This is a genomic window from Mesorhizobium shonense (assembly GCF_040545255.1).
GTDB classification, from domain to species: Bacteria; Pseudomonadota; Alphaproteobacteria; order Rhizobiales; family Rhizobiaceae; genus Mesorhizobium; species Mesorhizobium shonense.
On record NZ_JBEPLM010000004.1, the window covers coordinates 241807 to 267643 of the forward strand.

Here is a 25837-nt window from a genome sequence, read left to right on the forward strand (position 1 = left end):
AGTCCACCGCGTTTTGCCGGGTTCTCGCCGAGTATTTGTTTTACGCAATTACGGACGGAAAACCGCTGCGCACTTTTCCTGGAATTGCTGTCTTTGTCTGACGCAATTCCGGACGGAAAACCGCTACGCACTTTTCCTGGAATTGCTCTATCCGAACCGCGTCGAAATGATCCGCTCCAGCGCGCGAACGCCTTGCGCCTCGCCGCCCGTCAGGCCGTGCGGACGATCATTCGGGTTCCACGCAAAAATGTCGAAATGCGCCCAGCCGGGCGTTTTCTCGACGAAGCGCTTGAGGAACAGAGCCGCGGTGATCGATCCGGCAAAGCCGTCCGTGGTGACGTTGTTGATGTCGGCGATCTTCGAGGACAGTTTTGCATCGTATGGGCGCCACAAGGGCATGCGCCACAGCGGATCCTCTACGGCGAGCGAAGCCGCAGCCAGGTCGGCCGCCAGCGGCTCGTCGCCGGTGTAGAAGGGCGGCAGGTCGGGGCCGAGCGCGACACGCGCGGCTCCGGTCAGCGTCGCCATGTCCATCAGCAGGGCCGGCCTTTCCTCGTCGGCGAGCGCCAGCGCGTCGGCCAGGACCAGCCGGCCTTCGGCGTCCGTGTTGCCGATCTCGACCGTGATGCCCTTGCGGCTCCTCAGCACGTCCCCCGGCCGGAAGGCGTTGCCGGCAATCGAATTCTCGACCGCTGGGATCAGCACGCGCAGCCGGACATTCAGTTTCGCCGCCATGATGACGGAGGCGAGACCGAGCACGTTTGCGGCGCCGCCCATGTCTTTCTTCATCAACAGCATGCCCGATGAAGGCTTGATGTCGAGGCCGCCGGTGTCGAAGCAGACGCCCTTGCCGACCAGCGTCACCTTCGGCGCATCGCTCGGCCCCCAGGTCATGTCGATAAGCCGCGGCGCGCCGGTTGAGGCGCGGCCAACAGCATGGATCATCGGAAAATTCCGCGCCAGCAGGTCGTCGCCATGGATCACGGAGATGTCGGCGCCGTGAACCGCCGCGAGCGTCCGTGCTGCCTCTTCCAATTCGACGGGGCCCATGTCGCTGGTCGGCGTGTTGACGAGGTCGCGCGTCAGGAAAATACCCTCGGCGATGCGACGCACATGCGCGCCGTCAGCCCCGGACGGCAGTGCGAAGCGTACAGTCTTACCGGGTTTCCTGCCGTAGCGGGTAAAAACATAGCCGCCGAGGACGAGCGCCAGCGCCGCAAGATCCGGCGCGGGCAAATCCTGGGCAAAATGCCATTCGCCCTCTGGCAGCGATCTCGCCAGGGCGCCGACGGCAAGCTGGCTCTCGCCGTCGCCGATGCCGAACAGCGCGCCGGCGAGCGCGCCATCCTCGCCCGGTAGAACGAGCGTGCGGCCCGCCTCGCCGGAAAAGCCGTTGGCCCGTGCCCAGGCGACGGCGGAAGGCGGAAGATCAGTGCCGTCGAGGCCGTCTCTTCCCACGAGACAAACTGGCAAGGCGGATTCCGGCTTCTGGTCAATGAGTTCGACAGGCATTCGATGGTCTCCAGGTGGGCACGGCGAGTCGGCTTCTTAACGGTCCGTTAGGGTTAACAGAATATTTCTGCGGGAGGGAAGACGGCCAACCAAGGGCCGCACAGGAACGGAGACCAGGTGCCGATGCCGATCGCAGCGCCGAACGTCAAAAACAAGCGTCTGATCACCGCGGCATTCGTGGCAGCGCTGGCGGCCAGCGTGGCGGGCTGCGGCAGCACCAGCAAATTCACCACCGGCTCCATCTCCCGCTCCGACAGCAGGCCGCTGGAGACGATGTCGGCTGGCGAATTGCACAGCGCAACGACAAGGCTTGGCGATTCCTATGCCAGGAACCCGAACGACAAACGCATCGCCACAAATTTCGCCGCGGCGCTGCAGATGGATGGCGACGCCGACCAGTCGCTGGCCGTGATGCGCAAGCTCGCAATCGCCTACCCCAAGGACCGTGACGTGCTCGCCGCCTACGGCAAGGCGCTGGCCGCCAACGGGCAGTTCGAGCAGGCGCTCGATGCCGTGCGCCGCGCCCAGACCCCGGAATATCCGGATTGGCGCCTGGTGTCGGCGGAAGCCGCGATCCTCGACCAGATGGGGCAACGGGACGAGGCTCGTCAGGACTATCGAAAGGCGCTCGAGCTCAAGCCGAACGAAGCTTCGATCCTCTCCAATCTCGGCATGTCCTATGTGCTGGAGGGCGACCTGCGCACGGCCGAGAGCTATATGCGTTCGGCCGTGCAGCAACCGAACGCCGACAGCCGCGTGCGGCAGAACCTGGCGCTGGTCGTCGGCCTGCAGGGCCGCTTCGACGAAGCCGAAAAGATTGCCTCGCAGGAGCTTTCGCCGGAGCAGGCGCGGGCCAACATCGCTTATCTGCGGCAGATGCTTGCCCAGCAGAACGCCTGGAGCCAGCTCAAGGATCAGGACAAGGACAAGGCGAAGGTCGCGACCAACTGACCGCGCGGCTGCGCGGCAATCCATCTCTGCCGGACAAGGAAAGCCGCGTGGCGCCCGCCACGCGGCTTTGTCGTCGCTCAACAGCTTCGCCTACTCGCTGCTGGAATTGTGCTGGTCGCCGAAGATGCCGCGCTGGCTGACCTGGATGCCGGCCGGCCCCAGAATGATGGCGAACAGAACCGGCAGGAAGAAGAGGATCATCGGCACGGTGAGCTTCGGCGGAAGTGCTGCGGCCTTCTTCTCGGCCGCGTTCATGCGCATGTCGCGGCTTTCCGAGGCCAGCACGCGCAGCGCATGCGCCACCGGCGTGCCGTAGCGCTCCGCCTGGACCAGGGCCTGGGAAACCGACTTCACCGATTCCAGGCCGGTGCGGCTTGCCAGGTTCTCATAGGCGACCTTGCGGTCCTGCAGATAGGAGAGTTCGGCATTGGTGAGCACGAATTCCTCGGCAAGGGCCACGGACTGGGCGCCGATCTCGTCGGCGACCTTGCGAAGCGCTGCTTCCACTGACATGCCGGATTCGACGCAGATCAGCATCAGGTCGAGCGCGTCAGGCCATGCCAGTTGGATCGACTGCTTGCGCTTGGTCGCGCGGTTGTTGACATAGAGGATCGGCGCATAGAAGCCGCCATAGGCGACCAGAACGCAGACGAACAGCTTGATGAAGGCAGGTTGCTGCGGCAGACCGCCGAGAAGGAACACGTAGATCGCCGCCAGCGCGAAACCGATGAAGGGCAGGACCAGGCGAAAGAACAGGAAGCGCGTCAGTGGATTCTGGCCGCGGAAGCCCGCCACTTTGAGCTTCTGCAGCGTGCCTTCGTCGGCAAGCGCGCGCTTGAGGTCCAGTCGTTCGACAATGTTGCGCATGCCGATCGACTGCTCCTCGCGCAGGCCCTTGCGGCGGCGGTCGGCTTCGCTGGCGAGGCGCGCACGCTGCTTTGAACGCAGCTCGTCACGTTCGAGCGCCACGCTTTTCATGCGCGCCTTGAGCTGATTGCCGCCAAGTGCCGGCATGAGCGTGAAGACGGTCGCAAAAACCGCGATGCCGACCAGGAGCGCGATAAGAAAGGAAGGATCGGTTAGCGTCTTGACGACCTGGTCTGTCATTGGGTCCGCGTCCCTACACTTCGAAATTCATCATCTTGCGCATCACCAGGATGCCGATCGACATCCAGACGCCGGAGCAGCCGAGGATCAGATTGCCGACGCTGGTCGTGAATAGCGGCATGATGTAGTTCGGGCTTGAAAGATAGACGAGGAAGGCGACGACGAACGGCAAGGCGCCGATAATGACGGCGGATGCCTTCGCTTCCATCGACAGCGCCTGCACCTTGGCCTTCATCTTCTTGCGATCGCGAAGCACGCGCGAAAGATTGCCCAGCGCCTCGGAGAGATTGCCGCCGGCCTGCGACTGGATCTGGATGACGATGCCGAAGAAGCCCGCCTCGCTGCATGGCATGGTCTCGGACATGCGCAGCGTGGCATCTGGGATCGACAGACCCATCTGCTGGGAATCGACGATGCGGCGGAATTCGGCCCGAACGGGTTCGGGAGATTCATTGGCGATCAGGCGGATCGCATCGTTCAACGGCAGGCCGGACTTGACCGCGCGCACGATGATGTCGAGCGCGTTCGGGAATTCCTCCAGGAAAGCCTTCACCCGGCGCGCGCGGCGGAACGACACGAACCAGCGCGGCAGGCCGAAGGCGCCCGCCAAGAGAGCGCCAGGCAGGACCAGCAATGGCGCACCGGCGAGATAGACGAGAAAGGTAAGCACGATCCCGCAGATCACGGAGTAGATGTAGAAACGCTCGATGGAAACCGTCATGCCGGCCTGGCGGATTTGGGCCTTCAGAGGCGGCTTCTTGATATTGCGGTCGTTGGATTTCTGCTTTTCATCGAGCTGCTTGAGCGAATCCTGGAGGTTTTTGCGCCGCCGGACCACTTCCGCGGCTCGGTCGCGCGAAGCCTTCACCACCGACCGGTCGGTCTCGGCCGCCTTGATCGTCTCAAGCCGCTTGCCGGCCTGCTTTTCGTTATCGATGCGCTTGAAGAGGAAAGCATAGGCCACCGCGCCGGCGCTTAAGCCCGCAAGCACGACGAAAGCCAGAACCGTGGTATCAATTCCGAACATCGACCGGGATCCCCAGGGCGGTTCGCCGCTTCAAAGAAACGGCGAACCGCCCTATTTCTTTGTTTAGACGCAATTCCGGACGCAAAACCGCTTCACACTTTTCCTGGAATTGCTTCAGACCTCCACATGCATCAGTCAGCGCGTTTCTCCATGGCCTCGAGCGCATTGGCCAGACGCTGCTCCTCGCCGTAGTAGCGGGCACGATCCCAGAAATGCGGCCGGCCGATGCCGGTGGAGACATGCTCGCCGATCAGACGGCCGCTCGAGTCTTCGCCCTTGATGTTGTAGAGGACGAGATCCTGGGTGATGATGACATCGCCTTCCATGCCGATCACCTCGGTGATGTGGGTGATGCGGCGTGAGCCATCGCGCAGACGGGCCGCCTGGATGATGACGTCGACCGAGCCGACGACGATCTCGCGCACCGTTCTCTGCGGCAGCGAATAACCGCCCATGGCGATCATCGATTCAATACGGTTCAGGCATTCGCGCGGGCTGTTGGAGTGGATCGTTCCCATCGAACCGTCATGGCCGGTGTTCATCGCCTGCAGAAGGTCGAACACTTCCGGACCGCGCACCTCGCCGACGATGATCCGTTCGGGCCGCATGCGCAGGCAGTTCTTGACGAGGTCGCGCATGGTCACCTCGCCCTCGCCTTCGAGATTGGGCGGCCTGGTTTCGAGACGGACCACGTGCGGCTGCTGCAGCTGCAGCTCGGCCGAATCCTCGCAGGTGATGACCCGCTCCTCGCGATCGATGTAGTTGGTCAGGCAGTTGAGCAGCGTCGTCTTGCCCGAACCGGTACCGCCCGAGATGACGACGTTGCAACGGACGCGGCCGATGATCTTGAGGATCTCCGCGCCTTGCGGCGAGATGGCGCCGAACTTGACCAGCTGGTCGAGCGTCAGCTTGTCCTTCTTGAACTTGCGGATGGTGAGCGCGGTGCCATCGAGGGAGAGCGGCGGCGCAATGACGTTGACGCGCGAGCCGTCGGGAAGACGCGCGTCGCAGATCGGGCTCGATTCGTCGACGCGGCGACCGACCTGGCTGACGATGCGCTGGCAGATGTTGAGGAGCTGCTGGTTGTCGCGGAAACGGATGCTGGTCGGTTCGACCTTGCCGTTGACCTCGATGTAGACGTTCTTGGAGCCATTGACCATGATGTCGGCGATGTCGTCGCGCGCCAGCAGCGGCTCCAGCGGCCCATAGCCAAGCACGTCGTTGCAGATGTCCTCGAGCAGCTCTTCCTGCTCGGAGATCGACATCGCGAAGTTCTTGATCGCGATGATGTCGTTGACGATGTCGCGGATTTCCTCGCGCGCGCTTTCCGGATCGAGCTTGGCGAGCTGCGACAGGTCGATCGTGTCGATCAGCGCGGAGAACACCTGGCTCTTGGTGTCGTAATAGGTCTCGCTGCGCTCGCGCTGGACCCTTCTCGGCGGCTCGGGCGCCATCGGCGGCGCCTCGATCGGGCGGCGAACGGGGGGTGCTGCGGGCGTGCTCGGCGCCGACGCGGCCGGCCGATCGGGAGCCATCGTCCCGGCCGGAGCGGGAGCGGCGGGAGGAGGTGCCGGCGGACGGAATTCGGGAGCTGCCCGGCTGCCGTCGTCTTTGCCTCTTTTACCAAACATGATCGATTACCCGATGCCGCTTTGCGAGCGTCACTTCTTGTTGCGCGAAAGCTTGCCGAGGATGGAGCCCAGGCCTGCCTTCTTCTTCACCTTGATTTCGCTGCGCCCGGTCAGCACATGCGCGATTTCGTTGATCGTGCCGACGACCGGGCTCTTGGCGTCCATCTCGCCGAGCATGCGGCCATTGTTGGCCGCGTTGCCGAACAGCAGCGGCTCGAAATTGATTACCGCCATGGGGGTGATGCCGAGCGGTTCGGAAAAATCCGACGCCGCGATCTCCGGCCGTTTCGGAACGCCTGCCTGATTGATGATCAGCTTCGGCGGCGGGTCGTTCGGACGCAGCCGCTTCAGCATGTCTACCATATTCTTGGTGTTGCGCAGATTGGCGAGTTCGGGCGTGGCCGTGATGACGATCTCATCGGCCTTGATCAGCGTGCTCTTGGTCCAGCCGCTCCAGACGTGAGGGACGTCGAGCACAAGCAAGGGCGCGCTGCGCTGCGCCGTTTCGATGACCTGGGAGAAGGCGTCCGGATCGAAATCGTAGACGCGCTCGAGCGTGGAGGGTGCCGCCAAGAGGGACAGATGCTCGGCGCACTGCGCGAGCAGCCGGTCGAGATAGACCTCGTCGACGCGCTCGGGTGAAAACACCGCCTCGGCGATGCCCTGCGCGGGGTCCTGGTCGAAGTTGATGTTGGCGGTGCCGAAGGCGAGATCGAGATCGGCAACGACGACTTCAGACTTGAACAATGACGACATCGCCCAGGCGACGTTGTGGGCGATCGTCGAGGAGCCGACGCCACCCTTGGCGCCGATGAAGGCAATGGAGCGGCCGATCGGATCGGACTCGGGATCGACGAAGATCGACGACACGACGCTGACGATGTCGGTCATCGAAACCGGCGCGATGACATATTCGGAAATGCCGGAACGGATGAGCTCCCGATAGAGGCCGACATCGTTGTAATGGCCGATGACCACGACCTTCGAGGACGGATCGCAATATTCGGCGAGCTGAGTAAGCTGTTCGAGCAGCTGTTTCGGCTCGCTGCGCGATTCCAGCAGGATCAGGTTGGGTGTCGGCGCCGACTGGTAGAATTCGATCGCGGTGGCGATGCCGCCCATATGGACCTTGAGATGGGCCTTGGCCATGCGGCGATCCTCGCCGGCACGCCCGATGGGGTTGGCGACGCCCTCGGTCTCGCAGAAGGCCTGGATGGAAATGCGCGGCACCGGGCGCAGCGCCTGCATGGCGGCGATGTCCTGTTGCGAGAGATCGCCGGTATCCGCGGGCGTGTCGTAGGCAAGATTGCTCATCGTCATGCTCTTTCCGTCATCCGGCGCGGCTCAGTACGTCACTTCCGAATTGCCGAGGAACTCGTCCGAAATGCCTCGGGCACGATAGACATCGATCACCGCGCCGCGGTTCTCGGCATCGATATCGGACTGCTTGCGCGGCCCGATCAGATCGTTGGGGTTGGCCATCTGAGCTGCAAGGTTGTTCTGGTAGGAACAGCCGAAGTCGGCGTAATGCTTGTTCTCCGACGTCTCCGCGAGATCGTCCGGCCAACGCCCGCATCTGTCGGTCTGGGCCCTCACCGCGACAAAGGCGACGCGCACCGGCGCCGAGGCCTCCGGCACGGCAGACTGATAGGACGTCATGACGATCCGGTTGCGCTTCACACCGGCGGCCATGGCAAGCCGGGCAAAGTCGCGGCTGGCCGCCCGAGCGGCAAGCTGGTTGGCGGACCCGACCGGGGTCGCGATCGTCAACGTCGGCGCGGCGCTCCTGTCGTAGTTATCGAGAAAACCGAGCAGTGAGTCGCGTTGCGCGCCAGTCATGCCGCGATCGCCGGCGCCGACAGGAAGGTCGATCTTCTGGTTCTTCTCGGCGATGACGATGGGATGATTTGTGCGATAGTCGTCCGGTATGGCGCCGACCGTCACGCTGTCGCTGTGCCAGCTGGCGCAGCCGGCGAGCGACGCCGCAAGCACGATCGCCAGGGCCGGGACGACAGACCGGCGGATGCGCTCCCGGCCCGATCCTGTCGTCGCGATCGTGATGGCCTTATATGCTGACTGAGACATGTCCGCTTTCCCGCTCACTTGTAGATGAAGCCGACCACGCCGTGATAACGGCCGGGTGGCCTGTCGGTCTGCATGGTGCCGTAAACGCGGTTGACGCGGCCAAGGAACATGCCGGCGCCGTCGCTCGGCGGATTGAAATTGTCGTCGGGCTTGGCCAGTTCGTTGCGCGCCACCGGTCTTGCCAGGTAAGGCGTGATGATGATGACGAGTTCGCTCTCGTTGCGCACGAAGTCCCTGCTACGGAACAGCGCGCCAAGCACCGGGATCTTGGCCAGGCCGGGCAGTCCTGAAACAGCCTGGCGAACGTCGTCGCGGACGAGGCCGGCAATCATCATCGATCCGCCCGAAGGCAATTCGACGGTGGTATCGGCCAGTCTCTTGCGAAGCGACAAAATCGTCATGCCAGGCGTGGTGCCGCCGCCTTCGATAGTCGCCGAACCCTCGGTAGTCGGCTCCGAAACGGCGGTTCTGACTTTGAGGCTTATGCGCCCGGCCGACAGCACGACCGGCTGGAACTCGAGGCCAATGCCGTACTCGAGTTTGTCGAAACTATATGTGGTCAGGCCGGTCTGGTTGTCGGTCGACACGTTGCTCGAGCGTCCGCTGACCAGATTGTATTCGCCGCCCACCTTGAACGTCGCCTTCTCGCCGGAAACGGCGGTGAGGGTCGGCTCCGCCAGCGTCTTCATGACGCCGCTTTGCTCCATGGCATTGATGTAGGTCTGGATGCCGTTTCCGACGGTGTCTCCCACCAACAAGCCGGTTGACTGCGAAATCGGCTTGCCCAACCCGAAGGCGGGAGAACTTGCCGTGCTGAAGGAAATGCCGTTGGCGCTGCCGCTGCCGATCATGTTGACGCCGAGCTGCTTCATCACCGAGCGGCTGACTTCGGCCACCGTCACCTTCAGCGTCACCTGATCGTCGCCGACGATCTGCAGCAGATTGACGATCTTGGAGACCCGGCGCTCCTGGTCGGGATTGTTGATGTCGACGCCGCCATTGGCCGATCCGCCGGCGGCCGTCTGCGAATATTGGCCGGTCGTGGCTTCACCGCCCGAGACGAAGATGGTCGCCAGGTCGACGGCGCGCTTGGCGTCGAGCGGCGTGTCCACCATACCGGTCAGGATCACGTTGTCGTTCAGCAACTCGACCTTGATGTCAGAGGACGGAAGGAAGCGCTTGAGATAATCTTCCAGTCCGGCGACGTCGCGTTCGACCGCAAGGTCGAGGCTGGCGATCTGCTCGCCGTTGGGACCGAAGACGAAGATGTTGGTTTCACCGACCGCCTTGCCGAACAGATAGATGCGCCGCGCCGTGCGCGTCACCGCGTCGGCAACCGCCGGGTTGGCGACGAGGATGTCGTAGGCGTCGCTCGGCAAATCGATGACCACCGATTTGTTGAGACCGAGCTTGACGCGCTGCGTGGCGACCGAGGCCGTCACGCCTGTCGCCCTGTTCGCGGCCTTGGCCTCGACGAGGCCGGACGCATTGGCGCCGAGCAGGAACAGGCCGATTGCCGCCGCCGCCATGACTGGCAGTTTGCCGTTTAGCTTCATTTCCTTGCTCCCACTTCGGAAACTTCGCCCGACTTGATCAGCCGCACCGTGCCGCGCCGGCCATTGCCGTTCACCAGATAGTCGGCCTCGCCCAGGCTCTTCTCATTCGCGTCCACGATCGGACGCAGCGCCAGTGTCAGGCGGTCCGCCATCTGCTGCGCCACAGTGATGATCTCCGCCTGCTGCGGCGTCAGCTCCAGCGTCGCGGTCTGGCCGACCCTGGTCTTCTTGCCTTCCTCGTCTTCCTGGATGGTCTGGTCGATGGCCAGAACGCGGATGTTCTTGAGAATGGTCTCGGTGTTGAAGCCGCTGCCGCCGTTACCGGTATCGCCGCGCCGGGTCATGATGACGTCGACGAAATCATTGGGCAGAATGAAGCCGCCTGCCGATGTGTCGGCCGATATGGCGGTCGCCACGGCGCGCATGCCGGACGGCAGGATCGACGACATGAAGCTCTGCCCCTCGCCGACCAGCTTGGAGCGCCGCAACGGCTCGCCGGTATACATGGCCACACGCGCCACCGAGCCCTTGAGCTTTTCGACCGCATCCGGTTCGGCGGCCCGGGTGATGAAATTGGCGTTGACGCCGCTGGCCGGCCACCGCTCCCAGCTGATGTTGTCGCCGAGCTGGCTGCCCATGGCGACATCGCCAGAAAGCACCAGCACATCCTGCAGCGCGATCGCCGGCTGCTTGGGAGCCTCGACGACCACCTTGGGCGGCGCCGCCACCATGTTCTTTGCGACATAACCCGCGCCACCCGCCGCGGCCACAGCCACGCCCAGAATAATCAGTCGGGATGCTGGCATTCGTCCGAACCCTTCGCCTCAAGGCAAACCACCTCGCCAGGTCGGACTTTGCAGTTGCAATCGTCAAAACAAGGTTAATGCAATGCTTACGATCGTGATTAATTTAAGGTTTACTCAAATTGGATGGAACCGCTCGCCGTTAACGAAAAAAGGCGGCCACGCCACCTCGAGAAATGCCCTTGTTAGGAAAACGAGTTAAAGCATGTCTCCCGAAAGTGCACGGCTGTCCGGGGAAAGATAGGGGTGAATCGAAATGCCACATGCGCATGCCCCGTAAGACGGCGTTTTTCCGTCTACCTTCTGGTTGTCGAGACTCAGAAAGGGACGGGGCATGCGCCTTACGCCTAGCATTCTTGGCAAGCTGGTTGAACCGCTCAATCGGCGCCGCTTCCAGACGATTGTGGATAGCCATGATGGGGACGCCTACGACAAGTCGTTCCACAGCTGGGACCATCTCATGGTGCTGATCTACGCGCAGTTGAGCGGCGCTGACAGCCTGCGCGGCCTTGAAGCTGGCTGGAACGCCAACTGCCAGCATCATTATCACTTGGGCAGCGACCGGCTGAGCCGCTCGACCTTGTCGGATGCCAACCGGCGCCGCCCCGTCGGCGTGTTTGCCGAGACCTTCGAGCACATTGCCAACCAGCTCGACCGGCACATGCGCCGCGAAGGCGCGGCCATGCTGCGGCTGATCGATTCCACCCCCATCCCGCTCGGCAAGGCCTGCGGCTGGGCCAAGTCGAACGGCCGCATCCGCGGCATGAAGCTGCATGTCGTCTACGATCCCAAAAGCGACTGCCCGCGCGTCCTCGACATCACCGACGCCAATGTCAACGACGCCGAGATCGGCCGCACGATCACCCTTGAGACCGGCGCCACCTACGTGTTCGACAAGGGCTATTGCCATTACGGCTGGTGGACGGCGATCGCCGCAGCCCAAGCCTTCTTCGTCACCCGCCCCAAATCCAACATGGGGCTCGAGGTGCTCAGCCGCCGCCCTATCAAGAGCGCGCAGGGCGACGGCTTCACCGTTCTCGAAGACGTCGAGGTGAGCCTTGCCAGCAAGAGCCACCGCAAGCTGCCCATCCCATTGCGGCGGCTCACCGTGCAGCGCCAGAACGGCGACACCATCACGCTTGTGACCAACGATCTCCAGCGCCCCGCCGTCGTGATCGCCGCCCTCTACAAGGGCCGCTGGCAGATCGAGCTCTTGTTCCGCTGGATCAAGCAGCACCTGAAGATCCGCAAGTTCCTCGGCACCAATGACAACGCCATCCGCCTGCAGCTCTTCGCCGCCATGATCGCCTATGCGCTGCTGCGCATCGCCGCCCGGGCCTGCCGTATCGCCATGCCTATCCTCAGGTTTACCGATCTGGTCGCCCGATGCCTCTTCGAGCGACGAAACATCGCCGCCATCGACAAACCGCCGCCCGTCAACCCAAGTCAACGCAAGCTCCGATCCTCCCCAGGCCAGATGAGCTTCTCCTATGCATGACTTTCCCCGGACAGCCGTGCCGAAAGTGGGAACCGGTTTCGGGACAAAGACATGATTGAAATCAAAAACCTAAAGCGCATGGAGCGAATCTGAAAGATCGCGATGCGCTTTAGGCGGTGAGCCTGTCCAGTGCCCAGACCATCAGCGGAGAATCCGGAAAGGTGACGATCCCGCCGAGACCAAGCGCGACGCCATAGGGAATGCCTACGCTCTCGTCGGCGAAATGGCGCAGAAAACGGTTGTGGCCGGTATAGGCCGCAAGCGGCGATTTCCGGTAGGCCAGAATGGCAACCGTCAGCATGCCGCCGATCAATGTCGAGGTCACCAGATAGCCGACCAGACTGATGTTGAGCCCCATCCATACCGCGGTCGCCGCCAGAAGCTTGGCATCGCCGCCGCCCATGCCGCCGAGCGCGAACAGGCCGAACGTCACCGCCAGCACCAGGGCACCGGCCGCGAAATGCCCGCCATAGGTTGCCCAGTCCATCCCGGTCAACGGAGCCACCAGAGCGAACGTCGCCAAGAGCAGCACCGGCACGCGGTTGGCGATCGTCATCGACAAGATGTCCGAGATCGCTGCAAACAACATGCAGAAAGGAAAGACGACGAAGATTACGGCTTCAAGCATGAGACAACACAGCGCCGTGAGAAAATTAACATGCCCAGTCCAGGCATATGGCATTAACGGTCGGTGAGTGCCGAGCGATCAAAATCGCGCGGTATAGGTGACCAGATGCTGCAACGAACAAGGGCCGCCTGGAGGCGGCCCTTCTCGTCGAGAACGACTTCGCCGTCACTCGGTTAGTTACTTGTTGGTATTTTCGACCGCACTGGCGATCGCTTTGAACTTGGTGTTCAGGGCGTTGCCGAGCTGGCCGGCGCCGACCATGATGGCGAGCGCGATGAGAGCGGCGATCAGACCGTATTCGATGGCGGTCGCGCCGGATTCGTCCTTCACAAAACGTGCGATAAGGTTAGACATTCGAGAGCTCCTACTCCACGTGTTACAGCACTTCCGTCAACTTCTCTTGCCGGTCGATCGGATGCTTGCGAATCTAGGGAGAAGCTCTTTCAATCGGCTTAATAAACACCCTTACCGATTCCTTTCCGGAGGCGAACCCGCTGCATAGTTAACCGTGGCCTAAACGTCCGGGATCGGATCGGCAGGCGGGAAAAGGGCGGAGATCCGGTGCACCCGCGATCTTGCTAAAACAGCGCATGCTGCTGGCGCATGGTCCTTGAGGCGACCAATTCTTACCGCAGCCATGCGGCGTTTAACCGTCGGTTCACCAATTTCGTTCATGTTCCGTTGAACAGCCTGCCGCTTCGGAGCGCCTCAATGTCCTTGTCGAGATCGCCATTTTCAGTTGCCGCGTTGCTGGCAGTTGCGGCTTTCGTCGTGCCGGCCAGCGCCGGCGCCGGCATCGAAGTCACCATGAACCAGGCAAAGATCGTCAAGTTGTCGCGCGCCGCCGATACGATCGTCGTCGGCAATCCGGCAATCGCCGATGCCGCCGTGCAGGATGCCTCGACGGTCGTGCTCACCGGCAAGGGTTTCGGCGTCACCAATCTGGTCGTGCTCGATGAGGATGGCAGTCCGATCATCGATGAGCAGGTGACGGTCGTGCGGCAAGCTGCGTCTTCAGTGCGCATCTACAGGCGCGCCGAAGTCCAGACCATGTCCTGCACGCCCTATTGCGAAAGCTCGTACAAGAGCGAGGCCGAGAGAACTTCAGAAACCGAAATGAACGCCGCCCGCTGAGGTCGACGCAGGCAGGCGCACGCGACATTAATGGCGGGTTAAAGGCCGTACGGCGAATTTAACGCTCATCCAAACCGGACCTCAATGGGTTTTCGCTATGTTGCCGCCGACATTGCGAGAGATCGGCAGGAACGGAATATGAGCAAGGATCCGGCACCGGGGGGTGGCATGGACAGCAAGGGACGGGCAAAGCCCCGCCATGGCTTCTTCAGCGACAGGCGAGGCAGCACGGCATTGGAATTCGCGATGCTGGCCGTGCCGTTCGCCCTGCTCGTTTTCGCCATCCTCGAAAGCTGCATCTCGTTCGCCGGCCAGGAGGTGATGGCCAACGTCACCGACGATATCGCCCGTCAGCTGCGGACCGGGCAGCTCAGGAAGGCCAACGTCACCGAAGCCTCGATCAAGACGCTGATCTGCGACAGGATGGCGATCATGGTCACCACGAATTGCCCGGGGTCTGGAGCAACCGCGTCACTGCTGGTGGACCTGCGCGAGTATGCGACCTTCGCCGACGCCGCCGCGGCTGGTTTCAAGATCGTGAACAAGGAGATCGTACTGACAGGCACGACCTCGACGACTTTCACGGTTTCTCCCGGGCTGGCGGAATCGAAGAACATGCTCAGGGTCTTCTACAAATGGCCGGTGATGACCGATTTCCTGGCCAAACAGATGGCCAATCTGAAGGACGGCAAGACGCTGCATTTCGCGTCCGTGACCTGGCAGAACGAGCCATTCGACAACTGAGACCGCTCGACGGCTGAGACTGCGGCGGGTGGAGGTAAAAATGCACCGTGCGGGGGCACACTGGAAAATTTCGGCCATTATGGCGAAGGCCGTGCGGTTTTGCCGCGATCGCCAGGGCGTCGCTGCAATCGAGTTCGCGTTCATCGTGCCGGTGCTGTTCATCATGTACTTCATCACGATGGAAGCCTCGCAGGCGATCGAGACCAGCAAGAAGGTCAGCCGCATCGGCAGCATGGTGGCGGATCTCGTCACGCAGCAGACGACCGTCAAGAAAGCTGACCTCGATGCGATCATGAAGATCGGCACCTCGACGCTGCAGCCCTACAACCGCTCCACCCCGTCGATCATCATCACCGGCATCCAGATCACCGACGAGGCGTCGCCCCAGGTGAAGGTGGCATGGTCGCGCAAGCTCGTGGGCACCACCTATAGCGCCGACGCGCTGAAGGACAGCATCACCACCGTTCCGGCGACGCTGAATATCCGCAACACTTTCCTTGTCCGGGTGGAAAGCGACCTCGGCTATGAGGCGATGATCACCTGGTCGGCCAGCGGTTCGAAGGCGGCTGGATTGACTTCGGTCTTCAACAAGATACCGATGGGCGAAACCTACTATCTGAGGCCCCGGCGCGGTCCCACGGTTCCCTGCAGCGACTGCTGAAAGATTATTCCCGGCCGCCCGCTTCCCGCCGCACGATGGCCAGCGCCGTCGCGTAATCCTTTGCCACGGCGAGTTCGAACCCGCCGGAGTGCTTCGATTCCAGAAGATCGTAGACGTCCGGCGTCATCGACTTGAGATTGGTCAGGAACACGGCCAGCCGGCGCTTCGCCTCGGCGTCGAGATCGCTGAGCACGGCGTGAGGCCCGTATCGCAGTGGAGCCGAGGTCCATAGCACCCGAAGCGACGTCTTCGGGATGCTGGCGGCCTCGAGCCGCATGATCGTGCCGCCCGTATCGGTGGGCCGGCCATCGGCGCCGACAGATTCCCAGCCGAACAGGCCGTCGGCTTGCCCGTCGCCGATCATTGTCTCGGCCGCGGTGGCCGAAGGCGCGCGCGCCAGGAAAGGTGAATCGTCCGCGATCTTGACGCCTCGGCCAGCCAGCCCGGTCAGCGGCAGCAGCGAACCGCCGACATTGTCCGCAGGCGCGATCGCGATCCGATGCGAAGCCATGGCGGCGAGGTCAGGCACCTTGCCGTCGCGCGTCACCAGCACGGAGCGGATGCCGGCGGCCCCATCGGCATCGACCGGCGCCACCAGCGGTTCGACACAGCCGCAGCGCTCGGAGGCCGCGGCATAAGCGAGCGCGGAATAGATCGCATATTGGACGCGGCCGCTCGCCTGCGCCTCGATCAGCGCCGCATAGTCGCGGGCAACCACGAACTCCACCTTCATGCCGAGCGCGTTCGTATAGGCATCCGTCAGGCGTGCCAGGCCGGGAACCGTGTTGCCGCCTCCGGACTCGGCGACGATGCCGATGCGAAACGTGCCGATGTCGTCGCGCCAGTCGGCACGCGCCGACGAGGCCGCCGAGAGCACCGCGAGGGCCGCCGCGCACGTCCTCAAAGTCCGGCTTGCCGCGGATCTTGTGCCCTTGCCCATCCTTGCCGCACTCCGCCGACACTGCGCCCGATTGCGCGACTATGGCGCCAAGCCGTTGCGGTTTGGTTTCCGATTTGCCAACGCCACCGCGGAACCTTATGTCTGGCTGCCTAAAGCGCGTCGCAATCTTTCGGATTCGCTCCGTGCGCTTCAGGTTTTTGATTTTACGCATGCCTTTGTCCCGAAACCGGTTCTCACTTTCGGGAGACATGCACTGGACTGGCAACGACGGCACCCTATGGCGCGGGCTTTCCTATTCGTTCTCGATTCCTTCGGCATCGGCGGAGCGGCTGATGCCGAACGCTACGGCGATGCCGGCGCCAACACGTTCGGGCATATTGCGCAGGCCTGCGCCGAGGGCCGCGCGGATCGTGAAGGTTTGCGCGGGGGGCCGCTCGCCGTGCCCAACATGGTCTCGCTCGGGCTTGCCCACGCCGCACGGACGGCAGCGGGACTGCCCATAAGTTTCGACGCGCCTCTGCTTGCCTCATCTTTCCATGGCGCGGCCCAGGAAGTCTCGAGCGGCAAGGACACGCCGTCGGGCCACTGGGAGATTGCCGGCCTGCCCGTGCGCTTCGACTGGGGCTACTTTCCCGACACCGTGCCGGCCTTCCCGGCCGAGCTGACCGGCGCGATCATCCGCGAAGGCAAGGTGCCGGGCATCCTCGGCAATTGCCATGCGCCCGGAACCGAGATCATCGAGCGCTTCGGCGAGGAGCACATCCGCATCGGCAAGCCGATCTGTTACACTTCGGTAGACTCCGTGCTGCAGATCGCCGCGCACGAGACGCATTTCGGCCTGGAGCGGCTTTATGAGCTTTGCCTGACGGTGCGCCGGCTGGTCGATCCGCTCAAGATCGGGCGCGTAATCGCGCGACCCTTCGTCGGCGAGACGAGAGCCACCTTCCAGCGCACCCACAACCGCCGCGACTATGCCGTGCCGCCGCCGGAGCCGACCCTGCTCGACCGGCTGACGGAGCGCGGCAGCAAGGTCGTCGCCATCGGCAAGATCGGCGACATCTTCGCCCATCGCGGAATCTCTGAGGTGCGCAAGGCGGGCGGCAACATGGCGATGTTCGACAAGGCGCTCGGCGCCATGGACGACGCCGGCGACGGCGATCTGGTCTTTGCCAATTTCGTCGATTTCGACACCGAGTTCGGCCACCGGCGCGACGTCGCCGGCTATGCCGGAGCGCTCGAGGCCTTCGACCGCCGGCTGGCGGAGGCGCTGTCGCGTATCGGGCAAGGCGACCTGCTCATCCTCACCGCCGACCATGGCAACGATCCGACCTGGCGCGGCACCGACCATACACGCGAACGCATTCCGGTGATCGGCATCGGGCCGGGGCTGAAGGGCGGCGACATCGGGCTCAGGCCGACCTTCGCCGATATCGGCGAAACCGTCGCGGACCATCTCGGCCTGGCGCCCGGCCGCCACGGCAGCTCTTTCCTGGCGACGATAGGCGGCCATGCCCGAACTGCCTGAAGTCGAAACGGTCCGGCGCGGGCTGCAGCCGGTTCTGGAAGGGGCCCGCCTCGTCAACGTCGAGGCGCGCAGGCCCGACCTTCGCTTTCCTTTTCCCGAGCGCTTTTCGGAGCGGCTTGCCGGAAAGACCGTGACGGCGCTTGGCAGGCGCGCCAAATATCTGACGATGCACATCGAAGACGGTCCGGTGCTGATCTGCCATCTCGGCATGTCGGGATCGTTCCGCGTCGAAGCCGCCGGGAGCAGCGACACGCCCGGCGCCTTCCACCATGAGCGCTCGAAAAGCGCGGCGCACGACCATGTCGTGTTCGACGTCGCTTCGCCGAAGGGCGAGCGGTCCCGCGTCATCTTCAACGACCCGCGCCGTTTCGGCTTCATGCTGTTTGCCGAAGGGGCGCCGGACACGCATCCGATGCTGGCGGGGCTGGGCATCGAGCCGACCGGCAACGCGCTTGACGGCCCCCTGCTCGCCTCGCTGCTCGCAGGCCGCAGGTCGCCGCTCAAGGCGGCATTGCTCGACCAGCGGCTGATCGCCGGGCTCGGCAACATATATGTGTCGGAGGCGCTGTGGCGCGCCGGCCTGTCGCCGCTGCGCGAAGCCGGCACCATCGCCGGCTCCGGCAAGAAAGCAAAAGAGCAATGCGAACGCCTGGCCGAGGCCATCCGCTCGGTCATCGCCGACGCGATCGCCGCCGGCGGATCCTCGCTGCGCGACTATGTCCAGGCAGACGGGTCGCTCGGCTATTTCCAGCATTCCTTCGCGGTCTATGACCGCGAAGGAATGCCATGTCCGAAACCTGGCTGCAGCGGCCATATCGAGCGCATCGTGCAGAGCGGCCGCTCGACCTTCTATTGCCGGACCTGTCAGCGGTGAGCTAGACCGGTCTCCTCAATCGAAGGAGACGATGCCATGGCCTATGAAACCATTCTCGTGGAGACACGCGGCAAGGTCGGGCTGATCACGCTGAACCGGCCGAAGGCGCTCAACGCGCTCAATTCGCAGGTGCTGGCAGAGATCGTGGCCGCGGTGAACGCGTTCGGCGCCGATGCCGGCATCGGCGCATTGGTCCTCACAGGCTCGGAAAAGGCCTTCGCGGCCGGTGCTGACATCAAGGAAATGCAGGCGATCTCCTTCGTCGACGCCTACACCCAGGATTTCTTCGTCGGCTGGGAGGAGCTTACGCGTGCGCGCAAGCCGATCATCGCGGCGGTTGCAGGCTATGCGCTCGGCGGCGGCTGCGAGCTGGCGATGATGTGCGATTTCATCATCGCCGCCGACAATGCAAAATTCGGCCAGCCCGAAATCACGCTCGGCGTCATGCCGGGCATGGGCGGATCGCAGCGGCTGACCCGCTTCGTCGGCAAATCGAAGGCGATGGACATGTGCCTGACCGGGCGCATGATGGACGCCGCCGAAGCCGAGCGCTGCGGGCTGGTGTCGCGGGTGGTGCCGGCAGGCGAGCTCACCGAGGAAGCGCTGAAGGCGGCGGGCAAGATCGCCGAGTTTTCACTGCCGTCGGTGATGATGACCAAGGAAGCCGTCAACCGGGCCTATGAGACGACGCTTGCCGAAGGGCTGCGCTTCGAGCGTCGCCTCTTCCATTCGCTGTTTGCGCTCGACGACCAGAAGGAAGGCATGGCCGCCTTCGTCGAGAAGCGGAAGCCGAATTTCACCAACCGTTAATGCGTGTCCCCCCGGAAGCGCGCGCCAGTTTGGGAAAACGGCACGCATAAGGCAAAGACTTGCGGTGCGTCGAGCGTTTCAGCGCGGCGCGTTACAAGGCGCCAAAAAGACCGCGAAGCGGCGTTGACGCGCCGGAAAAGCTGAACTATAAGCCGCACCAACCGAGGCGGCCCCGTGGCTGCCCGTTTGTTTTTTGCGCCCTGCGGCATCCCGCTGGCGCTCACCAGATCAGAAGAGAGGCATCCATGGCCAATACGTCCTCGGCCAAAAAGGCAACGCGCAAGATCGCCCGCCGCGCGGCGATCAACAAGAACCGCCGGTCGCGCGTCCGCACCTATGTCCGCCAGGTCGAAGAGGCGCTTGCCGCCGGCGACAAGGCCGCGGCGCTCGAAGCCTTCAAGGTCGCCGAGCCGGAATTGATGCGCGCCGCAACCAAGGGTGTCATCCACAAGAACACGGCTTCCCGCAAGGTTTCGCGGCTGGCCCAGAGGGTCAAGGTGCTGTCGGCCTGACCGACTTCCGCTTAGAACCGTTATCCTTGAACCCGGCCGCATAGGCCGGGTTTTTTCGTTTGCCGGCAAGTACTTAAAAAGAACGCGTGCATAACGAAGCTCGGCCCGAATTTCAAAGTTGCGAATGTTTTGCCGGCATATACATAATCGCTGATGTTGAGGCCCGTCGAATGCGGGCATGGCCATAAATTAGCCTGTCAAAAATTCCGCTTATTTTTCAGAAACTTACGGATGGTCATCCACAGCTTGTTCAACGCGCGGAGGAGCGGCGGGGGACAAGTAGCTGTCAAGAGAATTATTTCAGAAAATTTCGTATCGGCCGGCCTTTTTCATATTCGCCGGAAAAGGGTTTGAATCACAATGGCTTTGTCAAAACACGCCCCAGTGGCACCCGCTTCGAACACGTCTCCGGTAACCAGATTCGTTAAAAATCGGTTAGACGTGGCCTTGCCCTATCCACAGCGATTTCGGTAATGTCCATTCATCGAAGGGACGGGCTTTAGCCCCTGACCCAGCCTGAATCGGCCAGCACAAAATGGCGGAATTCATGACGTGGAGCAATTCCGCGTGCGGCTTGGTCTGTCTCTTCGGTGGGTAGGGGACTGGCGTAATTGTACATGGCAGTCGACGTTTGGCCGGCGTTTTCGCCGGACGGTGTTGTATTGCCCTGGCATGATCAAGCCGGCTTGCAAAAGCCGGCATCGGTCCCTTGCGCAACGTTGCGACCATATCGCCGGCGGCGGCGATGACAGCGCAGCGAAAAACGTCGCCGGGTCCAGGGTGCAGGAGGCGCACTCCCGGCGGGAAAAGGGTACGAGAAGACAAGGAACTTGATCATGCAGAGCGGCATCGAACGGGAGATAGCGGGCGAGCTCCCATTCCCTACAACTTTCGTCGGAGGGGACGGAATGACGGCATCCAGCGACGCTGAACAGAAGTTCGAGCGGGTCAAGACCCAGCTTAAGGCGCGTCTGGGAGCCGAGGTCTATTCGAGCTGGTTTGGCCGCATGAAGGTTGCCGAGGCCTCGCGCGGCATTGTCCGCATCTCCGTGCCCACGGCCTTCCTGCGGTCGTGGATCAACGGCCACTATCTCGACCTTATCGCGGAACTGTGGAGACATGAGGATCCCGACATTCTCAAGATCGAGATCATCGTGCGGACCGCCACGCGGCAGGGCCGCAACAATGTCGAGCCTGAGATCGCACCTGCGCGCAAGATGACCAAGCAGGCGCAGACCGCGCTCGCCGCCGGCACCGCGAGCGCCGGCCGGGTGGAGCGGACGCCGGCGCCCCGCCAGGGCATGCCGGCGGAGACCGAGTTCCGCCACAATGTGCTGGGGTCACCGCTCGACCCGCGCTACACTTTCACCTCTTTCATCGAAGGGCCCTCGAACCGGGTGGCCTTCGCGGCGGCCAAGGCGGTGGCGGAATCGCAGTCGAGCGCGGTGCGCTTCAACCCGCTTTTCCTTCACGCGACCGTTGGCCTCGGCAAGACGCACCTTTTACAGGCGATCGCGGCGGAATCGCTGAGGCACAACCCGAAGTCGCGGGTGGTCTATCTCACGGCGGAATATTTCATGTGGCGCTTCGCCACCGCGATCCGCGACAACAATGCGCTCACCCTCAAGGAGCAACTGCGCGACATCGATCTCCTGATCATCGACGACATGCAGTTCCTGCAGGGCAAGTCGATCCAGCATGAGTTCTGCCATCTCATCAACATGCTGCTCGACAGCGCCAAGCAGGTGGTGGTCGCCGCCGACCGGCCGCCGTCGGAACTGGAATCGCTGGAACCGCGCGTGCGTTCGCGCCTCAATGGCGGCGTGGCGCTCGAAATGTCAGCGCCGGACTTCGCCATGCGGCTTGGCATGCTGAAGCTGCGCCTTGCCACCGCCAAGATCGACGATTCCTCGCTCGACATTTCGGACGAGATCCTCGATCACGTCGCCCGCACGGTGACGGGCAGCGGGCGCGAGCTCGAAGGCGCCTTCAACCAGCTTCTGTTTCGCCAGTCCTTCGAACCGCAGATCACCATCGACCGCATCGACGAGATCCTCGGCCACATCTACCGCTCGGGCGAGCCGAAGCGGGTGCGCATCGAGGACATCCAGCGCATCGTGGCGCGCCACTACAACGTGTCGAAGACGGAGCTGCTGTCCAACCGGCGCACGCGCACCATCGTCAAGCCGCGCCAGGTGGCGATGTATCTGTCGAAGGTGATGACGCCGCGCTCGCTGCCCGAGATCGGACGGCGCTTCGGCGGCCGCGACCACACGACGGTTCTGCATGCCGTGCGCAAGATCGAGGATCTTTCCGGTGCCGACAACACGCTGGCACAGGAACTCGAACTGCTCAGAAGGCTGATCAACGAGCAGGCCTGAGCGCTTCGCAGGCTTTATCCCCAGAAAGCCCGCGCAACCGGCCGGAACCGGTGTCGCGGGCTTGCGCTTGCAGGTTTTTTACTGTCAGCTTACACAGATTCTGAGCTTTTCGGAGCTTTCGCGGGATGCCGCTCCCCGGTGACCCGCCATTCATTGAAGCGAGCCTGTTTCGTCATGCGTGTTATCCTGGAACGGTCCAATCTCCTGAAGTCCCTCAACCACGTTCATCGCGTGGTGGAGCGGCGCAACACCATTCCGATCCTGTCGAATGTACTGCTCAGCGCCGAAGGCGCGAGCCTCGAAATGAAAGCGACCGACCTCGACCTCGAAGTGACGGAAGCCACGCCCGCCAAGGTCGAGCGCGGCGGAGCGACGACGGTCCCGGCGCACCTGCTCTACGACATCGTGCGCAAGCTCGCCGACGGCGCCGAGGTGATGCTGAAGACGGACGAGGACGGCAACGCGATGACCGTCACTTCCGGACGCTCCAGCTTCCGCCTGCAGTGCCTGCCGCAGTCCGATTTCCCGGAGCTCTCGGCCGGCTCCTTCTCGCACATCTTCCGGCTCGACTCGGTGGCGCTCAAGGGCCTGATCGAAAAAACGCAGTTCGCCATTTCGACCGAAGAGACGCGCTACTATCTCAACGGCATCTTCCTGCACACGCATGAGGCCGGCGGCAAGCTGAAGCTGCGCTCGGTCGCAACCGACGGCCACCGCCTGGCGCGCGCCGAGATCGACGCGCCGGCAGGCTCCGAAGGCATGCCCGGCATCATCATCCCGCGCAAGACGGTGAGCGAGCTGCAGAAGCTGGTCGACGATCCGGATGTGGCGGTGACGACGGAGTTGTCGGACACTAAGATCCGCTTCACCATCGGCAGCGTCATCCTGACCTCGAAGCTGATCGACGGCACCTTCCCGGACTATCAGCGCGTCATTCCGACCGGCAACGACAAGAAGCTGATCATCGACCGCCAGAGCTTCGCCGCCGCCGTCGACCGCGTCTCGACCATTTCGTCCGAGCGCGGCCGGGCGGTGAAACTGTCGATTCACGAAGGCCAGCTGACGCTTGCCGTCAACAATCCGGATTCGGGCAGCGCCACCGAGGAACTGGCGGCCGACTATACGTCGGACCCGATCGAGATCGGCTTCAACGCCAAATATCTGCTCGATGTCGCAGCCCAGCTCACCGGCTCGGAGGCGAAGTTCATGCTGGCCGACGCCGGCTCGCCGACGCTGATTCACGACATGGCCGACGAGACCGCGCTCTACGTGCTGATGCCGATGCGGGTCTAGCCGCATCCGGTTTCGCGCCGGCTGGCGATGGAGCGATGATTACGGCGGCTTGCACGGACGGATAGCGGTTGCCGGAACAGACCCATATAAGTAAGCTTACGCTTACCAATTTTCGCAACTATGCTGGACTTTCGCTCGAGCTCGGCCCTGGCGCCGTTGTGCTGTCCGGCGACAATGGTGCCGGCAAGACCAATCTGCTCGAAGCCATCTCGCTGCTGACACCCGGACGCGGGCTCCGTCGCGCCCCCTATGCGGACGTGGCGCGCGAGGGCGGTGACGGCGGCTTTGCCTTGCATGCCCGCATCGAGGGACCGGAAGGCCAGGTCGAAATCGGCACCGGCATTGCCGGCGGCGACGGTGCCGGAGAAGGCGGCAGACGCGTTCGCATCAACGGCGCGCCGGCGAAGTCGGCGGAGGACATGCTAGAATGGCTGCGGGTCGTCTGGCTGACGCCGGCGATGGACGGGCTGTTTCCGGGGCCGGCCGCCGACCGCCGCCGCTTCCTCGATCGGCTCGTGCTGGCAATCGACCCCAGCCACGGCCAGCGGGCGCTGGACTATGAAAAGGCGATGCGCGGTCGTAACCGTTTGCTTACGGAAGGTTCCCGCGACAGCGACTGGTTCGACGCGATCGAGACGCAGATGGCCGAAACCGGCGTAGCGATCGCGGCGGCGCGGGCGGAACTGGTGCGGCTGCTTGCCGCCATGATCGACAAGCTGCCTGGCAGCGGCCCGTTTCCGCAGGCCGACATCAGCCTCTCCGGCGAGTTGGAGAGCGAGATCGCCGTCGCGCCGGCGGTCGATGTCGAGGAGTGGTTCCGCGCTGCCCTCGCCAACGGCCGCGAGCGCGACCGCGCCGCCGGCCGCACGCTCGACGGTCCGCATCGCTCGGATCTCGTGGTCCGGCACAGGCCGAAGTCGATGCCGGCCGAACTGTGCTCGACCGGCGAGCAGAAGGCGCTGCTGGTCGGCATCGTATTGTCGCATGCGAGGCTGACCGGCGAGATGTCGGGCCTGACGCCGATCCTGCTGCTCGACGAGATCGCCGCGCATCTCGACAGCGGCCGGCGGGCGGCACTGTTTTCCATCCTTGAGGAGCTGAACTGCCAGGCCTTCATGACCGGCACCGACGCGGCGCTGTTTTCAAGCCTTGCCGGACGGGCGCAGTTCCTGACGGTCGATCACGGCAGCGTCGGGCCGACCGGCTAACCTCTTGAAAAAACCAACGGGCGTCACCGCCTGCCCTTCGGGACAAGGCTTCGCCTTGCCCGTGCTTGCCCTTCGGGACAAGGCTTCGCCTTGCCCGTGCCTGCCATGCGGGACAAGGCTTCGCCTTGCCCGTGCTTGCCCTGCGGGACAAGGCTTCGCCTTGCCCGTACTTGCGCTGCGGGACAAGGCTTCGCCTTGCCCGTACATGACAAGGTTTTCCGCCCGCTATAAGGTCCAGCTATGACCAATGCCGCCCTGACCGACGAAGAACTCGAACGCTATGCCCGCCACATCGTGCTGCCGGAAATCGGCGGCCCCGGCCAGCAGAAGCTGAAGCAGGCGCGGGCGCTGGTGATCGGCGCCGGGGGGCTGGGCGCACCGGTGCTCGAATATCTTGCCGCGGCAGGCGTCGGCACGCTCGGCATCGTCGACGACGATGATGTCTCGCTGTCCAACCTGCAGCGGCAGGTGATCCATGGCAGCGACACAATCGGCATGGCAAAGACCGACAGCGCTTCGGCGGCAATCATGCGCATCAACCCCAATGTCAGGATGGAACTGCATCGCCTCAGGCTCACGGCTGAAAACGCCCCCGCCCTTGTCGCCCGCTACGACGTCGTCGTCGACGGCTCCGACAATTTCGAGACACGCTATGCGCTGGCCGATGCGTGCGCCCTGGAAAAGAAGCCTCTGGTCACCGCCGCCGTCGGCCGTTTCGACGGCTCGGTGACGGTGCTGAAGCCGTACGAAACGGGTGCCGACGGCAAGCGCAATCCAAGCTACCGCGACCTGTTCCCGGAAGCGCCACCCGAAGGGCTGGTGCCATCCTGCGCCGTCGCCGGCATCGTCGGCGCGCTGACGGGCGTCATCGGCACGCTCGAAGCGATGGAGGCGATCAAGCTGATTGCCGGGATCGGCGAGCCGCTGGTCGGCCGGCTGTTGCTTTACGACGGGCTCACCGCCCGTTTCGACACCGTCCGCTACAAGGCGGTCTGA

The 25837-nt window shown here is 63.4% G+C and carries 24 protein-coding genes; 13 read left to right on the forward strand and 11 right to left on the reverse strand.

The window, feature by feature from the left end; all coding sequences use genetic code 11:
- Positions 1 to 147: 147 nt before the first annotated feature.
- Entirely contained in the window at positions 148 to 1512 is a 1365-nt protein-coding gene (locus tag ABID26_RS13455) for a leucyl aminopeptidase family protein (RefSeq protein WP_354415824.1), read from the reverse strand.
- Positions 1513 to 1635: 123 nt separating this feature from the next.
- Here ABID26_RS13455 and ABID26_RS13460 point away from each other — a divergent pair, with 123 nt between their 5' ends.
- Positions 1636 to 2463, forward strand: a complete 828-nt coding sequence (locus ABID26_RS13460) for a tetratricopeptide repeat protein (RefSeq protein ID WP_354415903.1) — start codon at positions 1636 to 1638, stop codon at positions 2461 to 2463.
- Positions 2464 to 2553: 90 nt separating this feature from the next.
- Here the strand turns inward: ABID26_RS13460 and ABID26_RS13465 are convergent, their stop codons facing one another.
- From ABID26_RS13465 to cpaB, 7 genes are all read right to left on the reverse strand, one after another.
- Entirely contained in the window at positions 2554 to 3570 is a 1017-nt protein-coding gene (locus ABID26_RS13465; protein ID WP_354415825.1) for a type II secretion system F family protein, read from the reverse strand.
- A gap of 13 nt (positions 3571 to 3583) precedes the next feature.
- Positions 3584 to 4597, reverse strand: a complete 1014-nt coding sequence (locus ABID26_RS13470; RefSeq protein WP_354415826.1) for a type II secretion system F family protein — start codon at positions 4595 to 4597, stop codon at positions 3584 to 3586.
- Between the two features lie 131 nt (positions 4598 to 4728).
- Positions 4729 to 6228 carry a CpaF family protein gene (locus tag ABID26_RS13475; protein ID WP_126096299.1) on the reverse strand — a complete coding sequence of 500 codons (1500 nt, stop codon included), beginning with the start codon at positions 6226 to 6228 and terminating at the stop codon, positions 4729 to 4731.
- Positions 6229 to 6258: 30 nt separating this feature from the next.
- Entirely contained in the window at positions 6259 to 7542 is a 1284-nt protein-coding gene (locus ABID26_RS13480) for an AAA family ATPase (RefSeq protein WP_292345638.1), read from the reverse strand.
- A 30-nt stretch (positions 7543 to 7572) separates the two neighbouring features.
- On the reverse strand, positions 7573 to 8313 hold the full coding sequence (locus ABID26_RS13485) for a CpaD family pilus assembly protein (protein WP_292345632.1): 741 nt from the start codon (positions 8311 to 8313) through the stop codon (positions 7573 to 7575).
- A gap of 14 nt (positions 8314 to 8327) precedes the next feature.
- Positions 8328 to 9869: a type II and III secretion system protein family protein gene (locus tag ABID26_RS13490; protein ID WP_126096302.1), complete on the reverse strand. Its 1542-nt coding sequence runs from the start codon at positions 9867 to 9869 to the stop codon at positions 8328 to 8330.
- Positions 9866 to 10675, reverse strand: a complete 810-nt coding sequence (gene cpaB / locus ABID26_RS13495) for a Flp pilus assembly protein CpaB (protein WP_354415827.1) — start codon at positions 10673 to 10675, stop codon at positions 9866 to 9868. The genes ABID26_RS13490 and cpaB overlap by 4 nt, the downstream gene beginning before the upstream one ends.
- A gap of 331 nt (positions 10676 to 11006) precedes the next feature.
- On the opposite strand from cpaB, the gene ABID26_RS13500 reads away from it, so the two are divergent.
- Complete coding sequence (locus ABID26_RS13500; RefSeq protein WP_354415828.1) at positions 11007 to 12170, forward strand: IS4 family transposase; 1164 nt, start codon at positions 11007 to 11009, stop codon at positions 12168 to 12170.
- Positions 12171 to 12279: 109 nt separating this feature from the next.
- Here ABID26_RS13500 and ABID26_RS13505 read toward each other — a convergent pair whose 3' ends face one another.
- Together ABID26_RS13505 and ABID26_RS13510 are read right to left on the reverse strand one after the other, a co-directional pair.
- Positions 12280 to 12798, reverse strand: a complete 519-nt coding sequence (locus ABID26_RS13505; RefSeq protein ID WP_354415829.1) for an A24 family peptidase — start codon at positions 12796 to 12798, stop codon at positions 12280 to 12282.
- Positions 12799 to 12975: 177 nt separating this feature from the next.
- Complete coding sequence (locus ABID26_RS13510) at positions 12976 to 13152, reverse strand: Flp family type IVb pilin (RefSeq protein ID WP_126096305.1); 177 nt, start codon at positions 13150 to 13152, stop codon at positions 12976 to 12978.
- Between the two features lie 357 nt (positions 13153 to 13509).
- Between ABID26_RS13510 and ABID26_RS13515 the strand changes: the two genes are divergently transcribed.
- From ABID26_RS13515 to ABID26_RS13525, 3 genes are all read left to right on the forward strand, one after another.
- Entirely contained in the window at positions 13510 to 13932 is a 423-nt protein-coding gene (locus ABID26_RS13515) for a pilus assembly protein N-terminal domain-containing protein (RefSeq protein WP_126096306.1), read from the forward strand.
- Between the two features lie 138 nt (positions 13933 to 14070).
- A complete protein-coding gene (locus tag ABID26_RS13520) occupies positions 14071 to 14676 on the forward strand; it encodes a TadE/TadG family type IV pilus assembly protein (protein ID WP_435528570.1) in 606 nt (201 codons plus the stop codon).
- A 40-nt stretch (positions 14677 to 14716) separates the two neighbouring features.
- The gene (locus tag ABID26_RS13525) at positions 14717 to 15337 is read left to right on the forward strand and encodes a TadE/TadG family type IV pilus assembly protein (RefSeq protein ID WP_354415830.1); all 621 of its coding nucleotides are present in this window, start codon (positions 14717 to 14719) and stop codon (positions 15335 to 15337) included.
- A gap of 4 nt (positions 15338 to 15341) precedes the next feature.
- Here ABID26_RS13525 and ABID26_RS13530 read toward each other — a convergent pair whose 3' ends face one another.
- Positions 15342 to 16277, reverse strand: coding sequence for a phosphate/phosphite/phosphonate ABC transporter substrate-binding protein (locus tag ABID26_RS13530; RefSeq protein ID WP_354415831.1), 936 nt, complete (start codon positions 16275 to 16277; stop codon positions 15342 to 15344).
- A gap of 238 nt (positions 16278 to 16515) precedes the next feature.
- Between ABID26_RS13530 and ABID26_RS13535 the strand changes: the two genes are divergently transcribed.
- From ABID26_RS13535 to ABID26_RS13570, 8 genes are all read left to right on the forward strand, one after another.
- Positions 16516 to 17763 (forward strand): phosphopentomutase, encoded by a 1248-nt coding sequence (locus tag ABID26_RS13535; RefSeq protein WP_354415832.1) that lies wholly within the window; start codon positions 16516 to 16518, stop codon positions 17761 to 17763.
- Positions 17747 to 18637, forward strand: a complete 891-nt coding sequence (gene mutM, locus ABID26_RS13540; protein WP_354415833.1) for a bifunctional DNA-formamidopyrimidine glycosylase/DNA-(apurinic or apyrimidinic site) lyase — start codon at positions 17747 to 17749, stop codon at positions 18635 to 18637. The genes ABID26_RS13535 and mutM overlap by 17 nt, the downstream gene beginning before the upstream one ends.
- 36 nt (positions 18638 to 18673) lie before the next feature.
- Positions 18674 to 19447 carry an enoyl-CoA hydratase gene (locus ABID26_RS13545; protein ID WP_292345571.1) on the forward strand — a complete coding sequence of 258 codons (774 nt, stop codon included), beginning with the start codon at positions 18674 to 18676 and terminating at the stop codon, positions 19445 to 19447.
- A gap of 245 nt (positions 19448 to 19692) precedes the next feature.
- Positions 19693 to 19959: a 30S ribosomal protein S20 gene (gene rpsT / locus ABID26_RS13550; protein WP_059185001.1), complete on the forward strand. Its 267-nt coding sequence runs from the start codon at positions 19693 to 19695 to the stop codon at positions 19957 to 19959.
- Positions 19960 to 20795: 836 nt separating this feature from the next.
- Entirely contained in the window at positions 20796 to 22340 is a 1545-nt protein-coding gene (gene dnaA, locus ABID26_RS13555) for a chromosomal replication initiator protein DnaA (protein ID WP_126096313.1), read from the forward strand.
- A 174-nt stretch (positions 22341 to 22514) separates the two neighbouring features.
- Positions 22515 to 23633: a DNA polymerase III subunit beta gene (gene dnaN, locus ABID26_RS13560; protein WP_126096314.1), complete on the forward strand. Its 1119-nt coding sequence runs from the start codon at positions 22515 to 22517 to the stop codon at positions 23631 to 23633.
- A gap of 68 nt (positions 23634 to 23701) precedes the next feature.
- On the forward strand, positions 23702 to 24841 hold the full coding sequence (gene recF / locus ABID26_RS13565) for a DNA replication/repair protein RecF (RefSeq protein ID WP_126096315.1): 1140 nt from the start codon (positions 23702 to 23704) through the stop codon (positions 24839 to 24841).
- A 240-nt stretch (positions 24842 to 25081) separates the two neighbouring features.
- Positions 25082 to 25837: a molybdopterin-synthase adenylyltransferase MoeB gene (locus ABID26_RS13570; protein ID WP_126096316.1), complete on the forward strand. Its 756-nt coding sequence runs from the start codon at positions 25082 to 25084 to the stop codon at positions 25835 to 25837.